The 15,605-nt window shown below is 51.6% G+C and carries 18 protein-coding genes; 3 read left to right on the top strand and 15 right to left on the bottom strand.

The annotated features are described in order from the left end of the window. Window positions 1-11: 11 nt before the first annotated feature. The 4 genes from deoC to AB5Y86_RS11535 all read right to left on the bottom strand — a co-directional run bounded on the left by deoC (window position 12) and on the right by AB5Y86_RS11535 (window position 3,776). On the bottom strand, window positions 12-785 hold the full coding sequence (deoC, locus tag AB5Y86_RS11520; RefSeq protein ID WP_005340468.1) for a deoxyribose-phosphate aldolase: 774 nt from the start codon (window positions 783-785) through the stop codon (window positions 12-14). A gap of 424 nt (window positions 786-1,209) precedes the next feature. After that, window positions 1,210-1,380, bottom strand: a complete 171-nt coding sequence (locus tag AB5Y86_RS11525; RefSeq protein ID WP_005340467.1) for a XapX domain-containing protein — start codon at window positions 1,378-1,380, stop codon at window positions 1,210-1,212. A 125-nt stretch (window positions 1,381-1,505) separates the two neighbouring features. Then, complete coding sequence (locus AB5Y86_RS11530) at window positions 1,506-2,780, bottom strand: NupC/NupG family nucleoside CNT transporter (protein ID WP_019445565.1); 1,275 nt, start codon at window positions 2,778-2,780, stop codon at window positions 1,506-1,508. Between the two features lie 222 nt (window positions 2,781-3,002). Then, entirely contained in the window at window positions 3,003-3,776 is a 774-nt protein-coding gene (locus tag AB5Y86_RS11535; RefSeq protein ID WP_368192925.1) for a TatD family hydrolase, read from the bottom strand. Between the two features lie 41 nt (window positions 3,777-3,817). Between AB5Y86_RS11535 and tppF the strand changes: the two genes are divergently transcribed. Next, window positions 3,818-4,432, top strand: coding sequence for a type IVa pilus pseudopilin TppF (tppF, locus tag AB5Y86_RS11540; protein ID WP_272868746.1), 615 nt, complete (start codon window positions 3,818-3,820; stop codon window positions 4,430-4,432). Here tppF and AB5Y86_RS11545 read toward each other — a convergent pair. From AB5Y86_RS11545 to AB5Y86_RS11565, 5 genes are all read right to left on the bottom strand, one after another. Beyond that, a complete protein-coding gene (locus AB5Y86_RS11545) occupies window positions 4,401-4,580 on the bottom strand; it encodes a DUF5363 family protein (RefSeq protein WP_139741587.1) in 180 nt (59 codons plus the stop codon). The genes tppF and AB5Y86_RS11545 overlap by 32 nt on opposite strands. A gap of 177 nt (window positions 4,581-4,757) precedes the next feature. Next, window positions 4,758-5,267: an S-ribosylhomocysteine lyase gene (gene luxS / locus AB5Y86_RS11550; RefSeq protein WP_101531102.1), complete on the bottom strand. Its 510-nt coding sequence runs from the start codon at window positions 5,265-5,267 to the stop codon at window positions 4,758-4,760. Window positions 5,268-5,285: 18 nt separating this feature from the next. After that, window positions 5,286-5,879, bottom strand: a complete 594-nt coding sequence (locus tag AB5Y86_RS11555) for a hypothetical protein (protein ID WP_368192900.1) — start codon at window positions 5,877-5,879, stop codon at window positions 5,286-5,288. A 59-nt stretch (window positions 5,880-5,938) separates the two neighbouring features. Continuing rightward, window positions 5,939-6,277: a nitrogen regulatory protein P-II gene (gene glnB, locus AB5Y86_RS11560; protein WP_005308848.1), complete on the bottom strand. Its 339-nt coding sequence runs from the start codon at window positions 6,275-6,277 to the stop codon at window positions 5,939-5,941. 9 nt (window positions 6,278-6,286) lie between these two features. After that, on the bottom strand, window positions 6,287-7,909 hold the full coding sequence (locus tag AB5Y86_RS11565; protein WP_368192901.1) for an NAD+ synthase: 1,623 nt from the start codon (window positions 7,907-7,909) through the stop codon (window positions 6,287-6,289). Between the two features lie 146 nt (window positions 7,910-8,055). On the opposite strand from AB5Y86_RS11565, the gene AB5Y86_RS11570 reads away from it, so the two are divergent. Both AB5Y86_RS11570 and AB5Y86_RS11575 read left to right on the top strand, forming a co-directional pair. Continuing rightward, complete coding sequence (locus tag AB5Y86_RS11570; protein ID WP_368192902.1) at window positions 8,056-8,565, top strand: GspH/FimT family pseudopilin; 510 nt, start codon at window positions 8,056-8,058, stop codon at window positions 8,563-8,565. 98 nt (window positions 8,566-8,663) lie between these two features. Beyond that, window positions 8,664-9,191 carry a GspH/FimT family protein gene (locus AB5Y86_RS11575; RefSeq protein ID WP_064338802.1) on the top strand — a complete coding sequence of 176 codons (528 nt, stop codon included), beginning with the start codon at window positions 8,664-8,666 and terminating at the stop codon, window positions 9,189-9,191. Between the two features lie 27 nt (window positions 9,192-9,218). Here the strand turns inward: AB5Y86_RS11575 and tapY2 are convergent, their stop codons facing one another. The 6 genes from tapY2 to AB5Y86_RS11605 are packed head-to-tail and all read right to left on the bottom strand — an operon-like array spanning window position 9,219 to window position 15,563. Next, window positions 9,219-9,500 carry a type IVa secretion system protein TapY2 gene (gene tapY2, locus AB5Y86_RS11580; protein ID WP_058053944.1) on the bottom strand — a complete coding sequence of 94 codons (282 nt, stop codon included), beginning with the start codon at window positions 9,498-9,500 and terminating at the stop codon, window positions 9,219-9,221. Continuing rightward, window positions 9,497-13,150, bottom strand: coding sequence for a pilus assembly protein (locus AB5Y86_RS11585; protein WP_368192903.1), 3,654 nt, complete (start codon window positions 13,148-13,150; stop codon window positions 9,497-9,499). The genes tapY2 and AB5Y86_RS11585 overlap by 4 nt, the downstream gene beginning before the upstream one ends. 10 nt (window positions 13,151-13,160) lie before the next feature. Then, window positions 13,161-13,598: a type IVa pilus pseudopilin TppD gene (gene tppD / locus AB5Y86_RS11590; protein ID WP_108614305.1), complete on the bottom strand. Its 438-nt coding sequence runs from the start codon at window positions 13,596-13,598 to the stop codon at window positions 13,161-13,163. Further along, window positions 13,595-14,590, bottom strand: a complete 996-nt coding sequence (locus AB5Y86_RS11595; protein WP_201975694.1) for a PilW family protein — start codon at window positions 14,588-14,590, stop codon at window positions 13,595-13,597. Before AB5Y86_RS11595 ends, tppD begins: the two co-directional genes overlap by 4 nt. Next, window positions 14,587-15,156, bottom strand: a complete 570-nt coding sequence (gene pilV, locus AB5Y86_RS11600; protein ID WP_368192904.1) for a type IV pilus modification protein PilV — start codon at window positions 15,154-15,156, stop codon at window positions 14,587-14,589. Before pilV ends, AB5Y86_RS11595 begins: the two co-directional genes overlap by 4 nt. A gap of 2 nt (window positions 15,157-15,158) precedes the next feature. Further along, window positions 15,159-15,563, bottom strand: coding sequence for a type IV pilin protein (locus tag AB5Y86_RS11605; protein ID WP_005358030.1), 405 nt, complete (start codon window positions 15,561-15,563; stop codon window positions 15,159-15,161). Window positions 15,564-15,605: the final 42 nt, after the last annotated feature.

A 15,605-nucleotide genomic window follows, 5' to 3' on the forward strand; every position in this document is an offset into this window, starting at 1 on the left:
TCATCGACCTATTAGTAACCGCTGGTGTTGGCCGGCTTGTCGCCATGCCCCAGAGTGGCCAGCAGACTGGCCAGCAGGCTGGATGCACCAAAGCGGAAGGTACGGGCGGATACCCAGTCGTTGCCGAGGATCTCTTCGGCCATGGCCAGGTACTGACCGGCAACGGCGGCATCTTTCACGCCACCAGCTGGCTTGAAGCCGACTTTCGGATTCTTGGCCTTGATCACTTCCATCATGATGCGGGCCGCTTCTGGGGTCGCATTGACCGGCACCTTGCCGGTGGAGGTCTTGATGAAGTCGGCACCGGCATCGATACAGATCTCGGAAGCGCGACGGATCAGCGCCTCTTCTTTCAGCTCGCCGGTTTCGATGATCACTTTCAGCAGCACGTTGGCACCGCAGGCCTCTTTACAGGCTTTGACCAGATCAAAACCAATCTGTTCATTACCGGCCATGAAGGCGCGATACGGGAACACTACGTCCACTTCATCAGCACCGTAGGCGACAGCGGCACGGGTCTCGGCCACGGCGATCTCGATGTCGTCGTTGCCGTGCGGGAAGTTGGTCACGGTCGCAATGCGTACGTCGGCTGCGCCGATCTCACGCAGGGTTTTGCGAGCGATAGGGATAAAACGGGGGTAGATGCAGACGGCGGCGGTCAGGCCAGCCGGTGACTTGGCCTTATGGCACAGGTCGATCACCTTCTGATCGGTGTCGTCATCGTTCAGGGTGGTCAGGTCCATCAGGTTCAGGGCGCGCTGAGCGGCCACTTTCAGATCAGTCATTCTGTTCTCCAAAGTCTCGATTTAATCCAGATAACCGGGCACCACCATACCATCCAGCGATGGATGCACAGGCAGTAATCCCCAGCTATACGGGAATGGAATTACAGTGCGAAGGCACCGGCACTATCGGGATGCTATTCAAAACACCCTGCAGGCACTGCGACTGTAAATAAGGCAAGAGCCCTGTCACTTTCTTACAAAAGTGCGGACTTGGTTCCATGAAGACTTGAGAAAGGCCGACAACATCTGACCCGACTTCCCAATCAATTCCATTTGACCGCCAACACCCGATTTCATCGAGTATTAGTCATTGCCAGCACCCTGCTGGCAACGCCTATTTCAGCCGAGATACCCCCTGTTTGCAAGCCGGATTTGCCAATTTCAGAGGTACCTCACATCTGGCAAATCCAGGTCTAAAAAAGCCTTACGAAAAGAAACGAGTCAGGATCCAGGAGTAGGCCAATCCCCCCAGATAAACGCCGACGATCCCCATTACCCCGGACAAAACGGGAGGCGCCGGGATCGGCAATTTGAGGAAAGAAAACAACAAACCAACTATAAAGCCGGCCACCATCGCCAGTAGCACTTCATTCATATAACCTCCGATTTGACTCATTTTATTATTAGTTTAGATAGGAAAACGGTTGTCACCGCTCCATACGCGAACGCCACGGCAGATGCCGTGGCGTTCGTGTTTATACCCTGTCAGTCAGACGGCGATTACATGCCGGACAGTGCCAGGAAGAAGCCTGCGATAGTGGCAGACATCAGGTTGGACAGAGAGCCAGCCAGTACGGCTTTCAGACCAAAGCGTGCAATAGTGCCGCGGCGGTTCGGCGCCATGGACCCCAGACCCCCCAGCAGGATGGCAACAGAGGAGAGGTTGGCAAAACCACACAGCGCGAAGGAGATGATCGCCTTGGTGTGATCGGACATGGCCACACCGTTGATCAGCACTTCGTCTTTCAGGTACGGAGCGAAGTTCAGGTAAGCCACGAATTCGTTCACTACCAGCTTCTGACCGATGAAGGAACCGGCAACCACTGCTTCATTCCAGGGCACACCGATCAGGAAGGCCAGCGGGGAGAAGATCCAGCCCAGCAGCAGTTCCAGAGAGAGTTGCGGATAACCGAACCAGCCACCCACACCGGAGAAGATGCCGTTGATCATGGCAATCAGACCGATGAAGGCCAGCAGCATGGCGCCGACGTTCAGGGCCAGTTGCATACCGGCAGAAGCGCCAGCAGCAGCAGCGTCAATGACGTTGGCAGGCTTGTCATCCAGCTCGGCATCGGCAGAGCTTTCGTCGTAGTTCGGGGTCTCGGTCTCGGGAACCAGCAGCTTGGCAAACAGCAGACCACCCGGTGCAGCCATGAAGGAAGCAGCAATCAGGTACTCCATCTTCACGCCCATTGAGGCGTAACCGGCCAGTACGGAACCGGCAACGGAGGCCAGACCACCACACATGACGGCGAACAGCTCGGAGTCAGTCATCTTGGAGATGTAAGGACGAACCACCAGCGGCGCTTCGGTCTGACCGACGAAGATGTTGGCAGTTGCAGACAGGGATTCGGTGCGGGAAGTACCCAGTACTTTCTGCAGACCGCCGCCCAGCAACTTGATGACCATCTGCATGATGCCCAGGTAATAGAGCACTGCAATCAGGGAAGAGAAGAAGATGATGACCGGCAGAACACGGAAGGCAAAGACAAAGCCGCCGCCACCGAACACTTCAAACATCTTGTTGCTGACCAGACCGCCAAACAGGAAGTCGATCCCGTTCTGGCCGTAGCTGATCACGCTGGATACCGCGTCGGATACGCCGACCAGGATATCGCGACCAACCGGAACATAGAGAACAAACGCCCCCAGACCGGCTTGAATTGCGAACGCACCGACAACGGTACGGACGTTGATTGCCTTGCGATTGCTGGAGAACAGCACCGCGATAAGGACGAGCGTCGCCATCCCTACCAGACCCATGAACAAATTCATTATTATCTTCCTCTAGTAGCACCTGGCTTGTTAGCGAGTTGTTATTAAACCCAACTAATCAAGGGGAGCGCATTATACTAATTAAAGTCCGATAAAATAGAATGCTGGTCACATTTTATCGTTATCAAAATGTCCAAGTGTCACAAAATTAGACAGCAAACGATTTTTACGCTCATTTTTTTTCCTGACAACTAAATCAGGTGTTGCGAATTTGTTTCATGGCTATTGGTCCTGATGGAAAATATGCCGTGCAGTTTCAAATAACACCTTGGCAACATCTGCCGATGATTCCTCCCGCAAGGTCATCAATATTTCCGCTATTTTCGGCAGCGCTTCCGGGGTATTTCGTGAGCCTTGTGCGCCTTGCAACGGCATATCTGGCGAATCGGTTTCCAGCACCAGAGCCTCGAGCGGCATAGCCCGAAATACCTCTCGCGTCTTGTTCGCCCGTTCAAAACTGATTACCCCGCCCACCCCGAGTCGAAAGCCCAGTTGCCAGAAAGTCTCCGCCTGCTGCAACGAACCGCTGAAAGCGTGGATCACCCCGCCACGTGGCGGCTTGAAGCGGCGCAACAGCTTGGCCACAGTGTCATTGGCGCGCACCGAGTGGATCATCAGGGGGAGCCCGGCATCGGCAGCCAGCCGGATCTGAGCCTCAAACAGCGCAAATTGTCCCTCCTGAGGCACGTGAGAACGGAGGTCCAGCCCACACTCACCGATAGCCACCAGCCTAGCAGGTTGGCTCATCACCAGCGCTCGCAGCCGTTCCATCACCCCCTCACGCTGCTCACCGGCATACCAGGGATGAATGCCCAGACCATAAAAGAGGCCGTCATGCTGATCTGCCAGTGCCATCACACGAGTCCAGTTATCCTCTGCGATGGCAGGAATGATATACTCCGTCACCCCTAATGCCCGACAACGGGCCAGCAGTGCCTCCCTGTCCTGGTCGAATACCGGAAAGTCGAGATGGCAATGGGTATCTATCAGCTGCATATCACTCACACCTGTTTGCGGTATTTAATGGGTCATTGAACATGATGAACAACAGAAACAACGGCTTTACCCTGATTGAACTGGTGCTGGTGATCATAGTGCTGGGGATCCTGGCCGTCACCGCCCTGCCCCGCTTTATCAATATCAAGGATGATGCCCTGAAAAGCACGGTCTCGGCGACCGCAGGCAGTTTTGCCAGCGCAGTTCAGCTGGCTCATGCTGGGTGGGCGGTGAAAGTGCAGGGACAAGACCTCGCACTGTATAACTTCAGTGGGATGGGCAATAAAGATTTGGATATCAACCACTACGGCTGGCCTGTGGGGACAAAAGAGGATCAGGGTAATCAAGGTGTTGATATTGTTTTCCCCGGAGGCACAAGTGACCAGATATCGGTCAGTAGCCCGGATGACTGCAAACTACTTTTCACTGGATTACTTGATACCAATCAAACCGTTCCTGACCTAGCAGACAAAAATACGGACACAGACTACACCTCTGAGATCATTGCTGCAGATGACCAAATTGACGGGGGGCTACGTCACGATAACTGCCGTTATATTCTTCGCGATTCTATCGGCCGCTTCCCGGATCACCCCAACGGCCTCGGCTTCGAGTACAACAGTGTTACCGGTGCCGTGACCCGCAATTTTGATTGAGCTCAGCCTCTTCTGCGCAAGCTCGCTCTTTAGTTGAATCATCATCATAACGAACCGGCGTGCAGCAGCGCCGGTTCTCCTGAGTGAGCCCCCACTCCTCGCACCACGCGTCATAACGGGCCAGCCAACGTAGCAATACCCCTTTCATCGTCACACCTCCGCCAACAGGTTCAGGTCAAAAACCATCCTAATCAGAGTCGGCAAGGGGAGCAAGTCATCCCCATAACCGCGATCGGGCGGAATAAAAAAGAGCTGGTCAGCATGGCTGACCAGCTCTTTTCACATTCCCTGAAGAGGTTACCCGATGAGCGACAGCTCATCCGCCTCACAGACTCTTCAGCTTCTCTTCCGGCAGGGCCAGCTCGTCGTTGTGGTTGACGCCGATACCGCGCTCCAGCACATGACGGGCGATGGCGTGCGCCTCTTCCAGCGAGTGCATGCTGTAGGTGCCGCACTGATACTCGTTCAGCTCGGGGATCTTGGCCTGCTCCTGCACGGTCAGCACGTCGCTCATGGCTGCCTGCCAGGCTGCGCCAACACGGGCTTCGTCCGGCGCGCCGATCAGGCTCATGTAGAAGCCGGTACGGCAACCCATAGGGGAGATGTCGATGATCTCCACGCCATTGCCGTTCAGGTGATCACGCATAAAACCGGCGAACAGGTGCTCCAGCGTATGGATACCGCGCTCGGAGAGGATCTCCTGATTCGGTACGCAGAAACGCAGGTCGAACACGGTAATAGTGTCCTTGTTCGGGGTCTGCATGGTCTTGGCCACACGCACCGCTGGCGCTTCCATACGGGTGTGGTCAACGGTAAAACTGTCCAATAACGGCATTTCTGACTCCTGATTTGGTTACCAGAACCAGCCCCCGCGGGAGAGCTGATCCTTGCATTGACGGTACTGGGTGCCGTAGCGCTGGGCGCGAGCCTCTACCTTGCGAGAGGTCTTCATCAACCACCCCTTGCTGCGATAGCTGCCACGCCGGTAGCCACCCCACCCTTCGTGATAGTTGAGGTACTGGCCATAGGCATCCCACTTGGAGGTGCCATTGAGCCGCTGGGCTTTGTTAGTGTACCAACCCATAAAATCGATGGCGTCGGCAAAATCATCGCGGTCACTCCAGCTGTTGCCGGTTTCTCGCTGGTAATCCGCCCAGGTTTCATCTTTGACCTGAGCATAACCATAAGCCGAACTGGCCCGCCCGGTCGGAATGAAGAGGAAATACTGCATCGGCGGCTGGGCATCATGTACGTAAGAGGACTCCTGATACATCATGGCCATCACCACATGGATCGGCGTCCCCCACTTCTCGTTCATCTTGAGCGCGGCCTTGTGCCAGTCAGGCTTCTCGCGAAAGATCTGGCACAGATTCTCCGGCTGAGCCGGTGGACGGGTACTACAGGCGGTCAGGCCCGCCAACAGGCTGGCGACCACAGCAAAACGCATCCACCCCATCAAATGAGGTCGCGCTTCACGCCTCTGGTCAGGTAAAGAGATAGCCAAGGTCAGATCGCGTCTTCGTTCTCTTCGCCGGTACGGATACGAATGACACGCTCCACCTCGCAGACGAAGATCTTGCCATCACCAATCTTGCCAGTACGGGCGGTGTTCTGGATCGCTTCCAGACAGGCATCGAGATCCTCGTCCTGCACCACCAGCTCCACCTTCACTTTCGGCAGGAAGTCGACCATATATTCGGCGCCGCGATAGAGCTCGGTATGGCCCTTCTGGCGGCCGAAGCCTTTGACTTCGGATACGGTCATGCCGTTGATGCCGATCTCGGCCAGGGCCTCGCGCACATCGTCCAGCTTGAACGGTTTGATGATGGCTTCAATCTTCTTCATGGTGACTCCTTACCAGTTCTGTTTGCCGAACCCGGATGTAATGGGGTAACGGCGATCCTTACCAAAGTTGCGAGCCGTAATGCGGGGCCCGACCGCCGCCTGACGGCGCTTGTATTCGTTGAGATCCACCAAGCGGATCACCTTGCGCACCACCGCTTCCTCGAACCCTTCTGCCACCATGTCGGCGACCGAGGCATCCTCTTCCACGTAACGCTTGAGGATGGCATCAAGGATGTCATACGGGGGCAGGCTGTCCTGATCCACCTGATCCGGCGCCAGCTCTGCTGAAGGAGGACGGTCGATAACCCGCTGCGGGATCACATAGTCAACCGAGTTGCGATATTCGCACAGCTTGAAGACCAGCGTCTTGGGCACATCTTTCAGCACGTCGAAACCGCCCGCCATGTCACCGTACAGGGTGGCATAACCCACCGCCATCTCACTCTTGTTGCCGGTGGTCAGCACGATGCGACGACGCTTGTTGGAGAGCGCCATCAGCAGCACACCACGGCAGCGAGCCTGCAGGTTCTCTTCGGTGGTATCGCGGGCGGTTCCTTCAAACAAGGGCGCCAGCTGGGCCATAAAGCCTTCGAACATCGGCTCGATGGAGATGATGTTGAACTCAACCCCCATCCGCTCGGCCTGCTCCTTGGCATCTTCCACACTCATCTGTGCTGTGTAGCGAAACGGCATCATCACCGCCTGCACCTTGTCGGCACCGATGGCATCGGCCGCAATGGCCAGCGTCAGCGCAGAGTCGATACCACCGGATAGACCCAGCACAGCACCGTGGAAGCCGTTCTTGGTAACGTAGTCGCGCACTGCCAGCACCAGCGCCTGATAGGTCTCGGCCAAGGGTTCCAGCGGCGCAGCGGGCTCCCGTTCTTTCACCGGCTGGCCATCGGCAAAACGTACCAGCGCCAGCTCTTCGGCAAACGGGGCCAGTTTGTGGGTCAACTCGCCCTGGCTGTTGAACACCTTGGAGCAGCCGTCGAAAATCAGCTCATCCTGACCGCATACCTGATTGAGGTAAACCAGCGGCAGACCGGTCTGATCGCAGCGCTCGGCCATCAGCTCGCGGCGGATCCAGGGTTTCTCCTGATCGTAGGGCGACGCATTGATGGTGAGCAGCAGCTCGGCACCCGCCGCCTTGGCGGCCAGCGCCGGGCCCGGCTGCCACAGATCTTCACAGATGAGCAGCCCCAGCTGGTGACCACGGAACGGCACCACGCAAGTCTCGGTTGCCGCGGTGAAGTAGCGCTTCTCATCAAACACGCCGTAGTTGGGCAAATCCTGCTTGAAGTAACGGGCAATCAGTTGGCCCCGCTCATAGAGGGAAGCCGCGTTATAGAGCGCATCTCCTTCACGCCAGGGATGCCCCACCAAAATGGCACAGTTGCCCTGCCATTCGGCAACACGATCCAACGCGGCTTCGACCCGCATCATCAGATCGGCGCGCAGCAGCAGATCTTCCGGTGGATAGCCGGTCAGGGCCAGCTCGGAGCAGACCAGCAGATCGGCACCTTGCTGTTCGGCTTGAGCTGCCGCAGCGAGCACTTTGTCAGTGTTATCTTCGATGGCGCCTACCGTCAGATTCAACTGGGCAAGCATCAGAGAGAGGGCTTTTGCCATGGCGATGCATCTTGAATTCGAAAATGATGGGGAATGATAAAGAAAAGGGGGGCAATCTGCCAGTTCAAGACAGGCGTAACCGTGTGACAGCAACCAGTGAGAAGGATAAGCTGTAGATAGTCACGGAACGACAGGCCTTCGCAGATATGAAAAACGCCGGATTTACCCTGATGGAGTTGATGATAGCCATTGCACTGGGCGTCATTCTGTTGGGGATTGGTATTCCTTCCCTCTCTAACCTGCTTGGCAGCAATAATTTGGCGACCCAGGAAAAAAGCCTTCTCAACCACTTAAACTATGCCAGACAACAGGCTATCTCTAACCAGCAAACGGTTACTCTCTGCCTGACCACCACCAGCGGGACTGCTGAGGAGTGTGTTACCGGCGGAGCAACTCGGCTGTTAGTCTTTATCGACAGCAATAGCGACCAGAAACTCCATGGCAGCGAAACAACTCTGACGGCAAGTCCCGAGTTTCCTGCAGAACTGGCCATTTCTGCAGATGCACAGGCGCTGCGCTTCACCCCAGATGGCACTATTACGTCTGACAGCGAGGTCATCTTTTCACTCTGTGTAAGCGGCGAAAAGGGCGTTCAGATTGAAGTTATGCCTGCCGGGCGTGCCCATAGCCAGGCAAGTGGTGCTGTATGTCCATAACCAGCATTAACTACCGCGAAACACACACGAGCACAAAAGGATCCATTTCAATCCAATAGCTATGCTTAGAGTCTCCTTTGAACAAGGACTCATACGCTATGGCACGAAATGGATTTACCCTGCTTGAGTTTTTAATATCTGCAAGCCTGACAACCATCCTGCTGACCTTGGGACTGCCATCATTGGCAAATCTGCTGACATCTACCGACAGCGACATATACACAAGAAACCTGCAGGACCACCTGATCTTCGGCCAACGGCAAGCCATCACACAGCAGCAACCCGTCACAGCATGTCTTGCCATGCCTGTCAGAAACTCCACAAAAGAAGGCTGTGTACTCGCAAATCAAACCGGCGCCCAGCGCATGCTTGTCTTTATCGACATCAATCAGGATCGCCAATTCGATATTGCAAGTGGCGATATCTTGTTATCAGCAACAGAACCCTTTCTTGAAAAACATACCGTGACGGCCAATCGACAATTTGTGCGATTTAGTCCAGATGGCACTGCGATTGGCACCAACATGACACTCCGGTTTTGTATCGACCAGGCCCCCCGAGTCGATATCATCGTTTCCCCATCCGGCAGAAGCAGAAGCGAAAAAAAGGGGCTGAATTGTTCTTAGCCCCTTTACCCTACTCAATAACCAACGTTATCTGGGTTGGATTTCATCTTGTTTTTTTGCATCAGCCAGCGAAAAGGTGGCCGCCAAAGGAACGCACTCGATTACCTCTGTGACAAGATGCACCACCCCATCAATCTCATAACCTTTCTGTTTAAACACCCTGACAAGATTTGCCTTGCTCGTATCAGCAACCGGTTGCTGCAACACCATCTGCACGCCACCTTCCAGAGTGACATAACATTTTATGTCTTCCGTTTGAGCCTGAACCAACAAGGGCAAGCCCACACACCAGAGCAGCATGCGTTTCATCCCTGTTCTCCTTCATAGAGATAGATTTTCTTGGGAGACATATCCATTTCGGCCTCTTCTGCCCCTTGTGAACATTCACCTTCACCGGTACAGCGCTCCGGTTCTCCTTCTGTGAGGATGAACTCCTTGCCCGGAGCACCACCTATAATCCTGATCCGGCCATCATCACCACCATGAATTACCAGATCATCAGCGACCTTATTTTGCACTTCGACATAACGCTGAATAACCTCCTGATTGTTACTATCCAGCACATATTTGAACGATGTGCCATAGTGCATATCAATCATATACTGGCGCATAGCACCGATTGATTGAATCGTACATTGCTGGAAGTCCTGTACCTGAGGCAGGAAGGAGGTGAAATAAAGCTTGCCTTGCAACACTAAACCAGCCCCCATTGATTTTTCGCCGCTTTCATTGAGCCAGAATTTCCATCCCAACTTGCTGGTCAACGCCTTGGTGGTGTTTACGATCTGCTCTTCATTCAAACCCGTAAAGGGATCGCTGGTCACATCGTAGAGATCGTTCAGTGTGATACTTGATGGCACCGCAGGTTCAGATGTTGCCCCAAACAAGGTCGGATTAACATTGTAGTCACGTAGCATCACATACACATTTTGGGTTGTCGCCTCCGAGGAAGGACGATTTCTATCACCACTGCCTATCAATACGGCATCAAACGGACGCTCGCTGTAAAGATAATTTGTACCATCATACTTCCAACCTTTATTGATGGTGCGCACCAATACGGGCTGAGTAAAGAAGCGACGGTCGTCTGCCAGTTTCTTATCATCCTCACTTAAATGGGCATTACCCAAACTGGCAAATTTGATGGCCGTCCATTTAGATTTATCTTCTCCTTTCATATCGATACGCCAGATCTGACCGCCGGTATCTCCTGCATAGATCCGGTCTGAAATACCATCCCCATCGCTATCTAACACGGAGACAGAGCCAGGCATGCTATAAACCATGTCAGCGACTTGCTTGTTTATTGTACTGGTTTCATCCGGGGTAAAGCTGAATAACAGAACCCCCGTTTCAGCATCAACAATATAGACCCCCAATCCCTCGCTATCCTCAGCACCCTGCCCCAAATAGCTTTTTGCCTGATCGTATCCCCCTGAGAAAATCAAGACAGGTTTATAGGTCTTTTTACCATTGACTACTGTGGAATAGCCTGGAATAAATGCGACCTCGGGGATAGACCAAGTTTCACCGAGCTTGCCAAAGCCAGTGCTATTTTTATCCAACCGCCACATCAGCGAGGGTGAGTCGGGATTTGATATATTTAAGGCATAATAGGTCTTGCCACCGCCACGCAACCCAGTGAATAACCACACCTTGTCGCCTTGTGCAGATTGTATATGGCCATCTTTTACTTTCTCATTAACCAGTACAGTGGGTGATGAATCTACACCATATAGATGTACTGATGAATCCAGGTTCTCTCGCAACGCTTTCTGATTGGCAATAAATTGATAGGGCATGATTGCCCAGCTTTCATCAACCGTGGTGCCGCTGTCTTTAAACATATGCAAGAAGCCGGCATTGGTCCCCATCACGATTCGCAGGTCAGGAGTGCATGAAGTCTGTCCCGTCGACTTTGTACAACCATAATTTATCACTAATGGCCGAGAATGCAGAGGGTCACCAAGAATATGCTCTCGAATATCCGTTTTTTCACCATCTTTATTTTCATCAAAAGCATCCATCCCCTTGGTCCAATTAAGCAGGTCATCCATGCTATCCGCACCATCCAGCTTCATCACTGTGCGCAGCTCAGTAGCCCCACCCGCCATACTTTCAAGGGTTGACTTGCTAAAGGAATTCAATTCACTTGTATAAGGAGGAATAACATAAATATTACGGTTGGTTTTGGCTGCCAACATCTCTTGTACCCCCCCCTCGGCAACCTTGTTACCATCACTGGTGGATGACCAATAGGTTTTTGCTGATTCAAGAATTGTTCCATCACTGGAAATAGCAGGTAAGCCCCCTTGATCAACTACATAACCCTTATCTGGATTCAGAACCAGCTTTTTCAGATTCCCCTTCCATCGCGGACCAGAACCAGGCTCAAACATTGCGTAATAAATATTATTCAGACTGCGAGTGCGGTCAAAGTTATTAGTGGCAATAGCGGGAGATACCAGCGAGGTATTCATTTTCAAGATAGCTAGTAATGATGATTTTAATGCTTCGTTAAGTTGAGTTGCATCGGTTGCCGGATAGTATTTACCCCCACCACGACGAGCGGTCTCTGCCAATAATGCACCGGCACCCTTAATTGCTTCATCCCCAAAACCAACGGTGAATGTTGTGACTGTTTGCTTGCCAATAGCCGAGGTGTTTACATCATTGTTTTTCATATATCCGGCAAGTGCAGCAAGGTAGCTTTTTTCACCAGAAGACCCATAACTAACCAAGCCACCATAAGCGACCTTATCCTCTGCTGATAACGTGCTAATCAGGTTTGCCACAAGGGAGTCTGCGGCTTTATCATTGGTTGGTTCACCATCTGTCATGTAGATGATATAACCATTATTGGAACACTTATCATAGGGGGTTTTATATATACCTGATGTTACTTCAGCATTGCTATCCCGCTTGGGAGTACGGTTTACATCATCGTCACCAAAGTACACCCCCAAACCACCAAAATATCTATATGATTCATATAAAGTTTCACACAAGGGAGTCCAAGTGTCAGAGCTCAAACTATTTACCTTGTCAATCAAATCCTGCGCACCGGTTTTACCAGAGGTAAGGATGGCATCGTTACCTACAATATTACGGATTATTCTTCCGCCATTTCTACTACCAGGTTCATTGCCATCATTATAGTTAAAAACAGCCAGACCAAAATCGACAGCTGGCGTAGCCAAAACCAGTTCCTTGACAGCATCCTGAGCAACTTTCAATCGAGTTTGTGTTGATACTCCTGTACTACCGTAATACCAACGGACATAATTTGCCGTAAATAATGAGATCTGGGTAGAACTACCATTCGCAAGAGCATTGGCTACATTTGATGTATAAAACCAGCTTCCAGTTTTGCGATTTGGCTTGTCAACAGGATAACCATCAACAATATATGTTGAATATGGGCCTGAATATTTATTGCTTGCATTTTGCTCATCAATATCTTGCTGGCAATCTGCAATTATTATACTGTAAACATTAAAATCATTTAGAGAACGCCAACGCCCCTTTCTATTGCTATCATATATTTCATATCCCCAAACTCGTGACTGAAATCGCCCCACATTATTTAGAGGGTCTTTAGATGTCGCACATGCATTTAAATCCTCACTAAAACGTTTGGTACTGTTGATAGCGGGAACTTTTCCATCAGTGGAGAAATAGATGAAGCGATTGCTATTATTAACATCTGGATCATTAGTCAATGATGGATAACTTATCGATGAGTCATAAGGCTCTTTAGCAACTTCGGTTGTATTTTTCATACTCCCCGAGTTATCGAAAATAAAGAGCACCTTAGGGCGGAAGTCCCCCGCCTTGGCAAAGTCATAAATAAACAACTCGGTATCATCGGAATAGCCAGTACCTACAGCCAAAGATGCCCCTGACATTCCGCAACACAATACCAGCAAGCTTGTAAACAAACTGTTCCTTATGTTCATTACTGGCTCCCTAATTGGCACTGAGCAAGGGTTGTTCTACCCCGGCAGTAAAGGTCATTTGGCTATTCACTTTGCCATAAGCACTGGATGTGGTGGCTTCAGCATAACGACAAGCTGGCGTTACATTCTGACTACTGGCTTCAAATTTACGTTTGCATACACTTTCTGTATTGACTGTCAGGGTTGTAGCTGGAGTAGTAGTGCCTATTGCAGCTGAAACCCCAATAGCCTGTGTAGCAATTTGTGTTGAGAGAGAAGTATCGCTCAATGCAGACTCCAGAGTACCTTCAACTTCGTGCTCTGCCCGTTGCAAGCTGGCACTGGAACCCGCCATCTTCAGACTCATACCACTGGACTGCATGACAACTACCGCAATCAGAGTCAAAGGAACCAGAATAACCAGTGCAACAATCAATGCTACACCCTGGTTTTTTTTAACCAATCTCATGTTCCACCTCGGGTGGTTATTTGTTGATTGCGTAATGCAATACTGCTTTCCAAGAGCAGACGGCGATAACCATCACCACCACCATTAACCGTGATATTACCGAGTTGATAGCTATTGTTATTCTTATAGCGACTTGACTCCCGAGCAGCTCTAATCAGCAAGAAAAGCCGAGCCCCCAATACTCGCCCCTCATTCCAGCGCTGTGTTGTCATTTGGTCAGTTGACATATATCTGTCTATACGTCCATCAGGGATCAAGGAATCGTCAACTCCATACATCAGAACCATATGTTCAACGCCTTCGGCCATAGCACCACCAATCAGAGAAGAACCACCATTGACGGTCAAATAGCGCTTGCGTAAGACAGGAATACCATCTTCTTGTGACAGGTAATAAATATAGTGCTGGTATTCCCAGATCTGGCTCTCATTATTGGCACCAAAGAGTGGTCTGGTTTCACTTCCCTTGATGACTCTCGCCTCCTGACTATTGGCTGCCATATAAAAGCGGTTTGTATCCAATCCCTCTGATGCTGGTATAGGACGCCCTACCAGTCGCTTGATACTGATTACATCCGAGTTTGCCACTCGGTCGTTGGCATCAATACAAGTAAAACCACTCAATCCCTTGCTTGCGGAAACCCGTGAAACCCAAAGCCCGCGAATTGGCCCAAGAGGTGATGGCAAACTACCGACAGAGCGCTCATCCAGACAATCACTGGCTGATAAAATGGTACTGCCAGTGCTGAGCGACAGTGAGGAGCCAACTTGTGTTGACTGGCCGGTATAAGCTCCAAAAAAACCGGCCCATTTGATATCCTGGCTAATCAGTCGAATGGCTAATCGACCATTTTCCTGTAATTCACTTTGATCAAAGGCATCTTCAGAGCTGGAGCGAGACATTACAAAGACCGAAAAAACTCCCGCCAATAAGAACAGTCCCATCGTCATGGAGATAAGCCATTCAACCAGAGTAAATCCATGAGATTTCATAAGGTTGTCGTCAAAATAAACTGACGCCTCGCTGCATCGCTTGTTTTAGATAACTTACACTCGTTGATCAGCGTCACTGCCGCAGCGGCAGCCCCCCCATCAGATATCTCTTGTTTGCCAGCCCAGAATATCCCGACCGCCAGCACATTATTGGCCCGCCGCACCACGCAGCCTATAGGTGAATTCAAGGAAGATGCCGCACCCGAAACACTGGCCCCAAGCAAGGCTTGTTGCCAGTAGTGAAGGTCGGCATTACGTAAATCTGCAGCACTGCAATTACTGATAGTGCCATCTTCCGATGCGCAAGTCGGTCGAGTTAAATTAGAGGCAAGACCTACCGCTGCAGAACTTTCTTCACTCCAGCTGTCCCTGTTGATCCGCACCCGCTCGACCATATCGTTAGCCAGCCAGCTGGCGATGGTACGCTGGCGAGCTTCATAACTGGCAAATTTGGAATGGGTTTGCAAAGCAACCAGACCAAGCAGCCCCAACGACAGGATTACTGCGGTGATCATCACCTCCAGCAGGCTGAATCCTCTCTCATGTGATGAAACATGAATGGCCATGGCTATTCCCAACAGCTATTGCTAGCTGCACCAGAGGCACTTTTGACGCCCAACTGATTAATCGAAAACACCGTGCAATCGGTATCTTTGGCTTGGGCCGTCGCCGCGCCAGCACTGGCTGACAAGGTGTAGGTGTTACCTGATACGGCAATGGATAATTGATACAGGCCATTCTCAGATGCACTACTGATACCAAGAGCAGCAGCAGAGGATGCATACTGATTGAAATCCATAAAATAGGTTTCTTGCCGATTGGCTGCATTGAGCAGCATGCTCTTGGCTTCGACACGATGACTGGTCAGCACATATTGCTGATAGGCGGGATAAGCGATGGTGCCAAGAATCGCCACGATGGCGATGACAATCATCAACTCAATAAGAGAAAAGCCACGAAAGTATCCAATCATATCCCATCCTTGGTGACAGACTGCTTCATAAGTTTAACGCCG

The sequence above is a fragment of the Aeromonas sp. s8 genome (genome assembly GCF_040907785.1).
Classification (GTDB): Bacteria; Pseudomonadota; Gammaproteobacteria; order Enterobacterales; family Aeromonadaceae; genus Aeromonas; species Aeromonas veronii.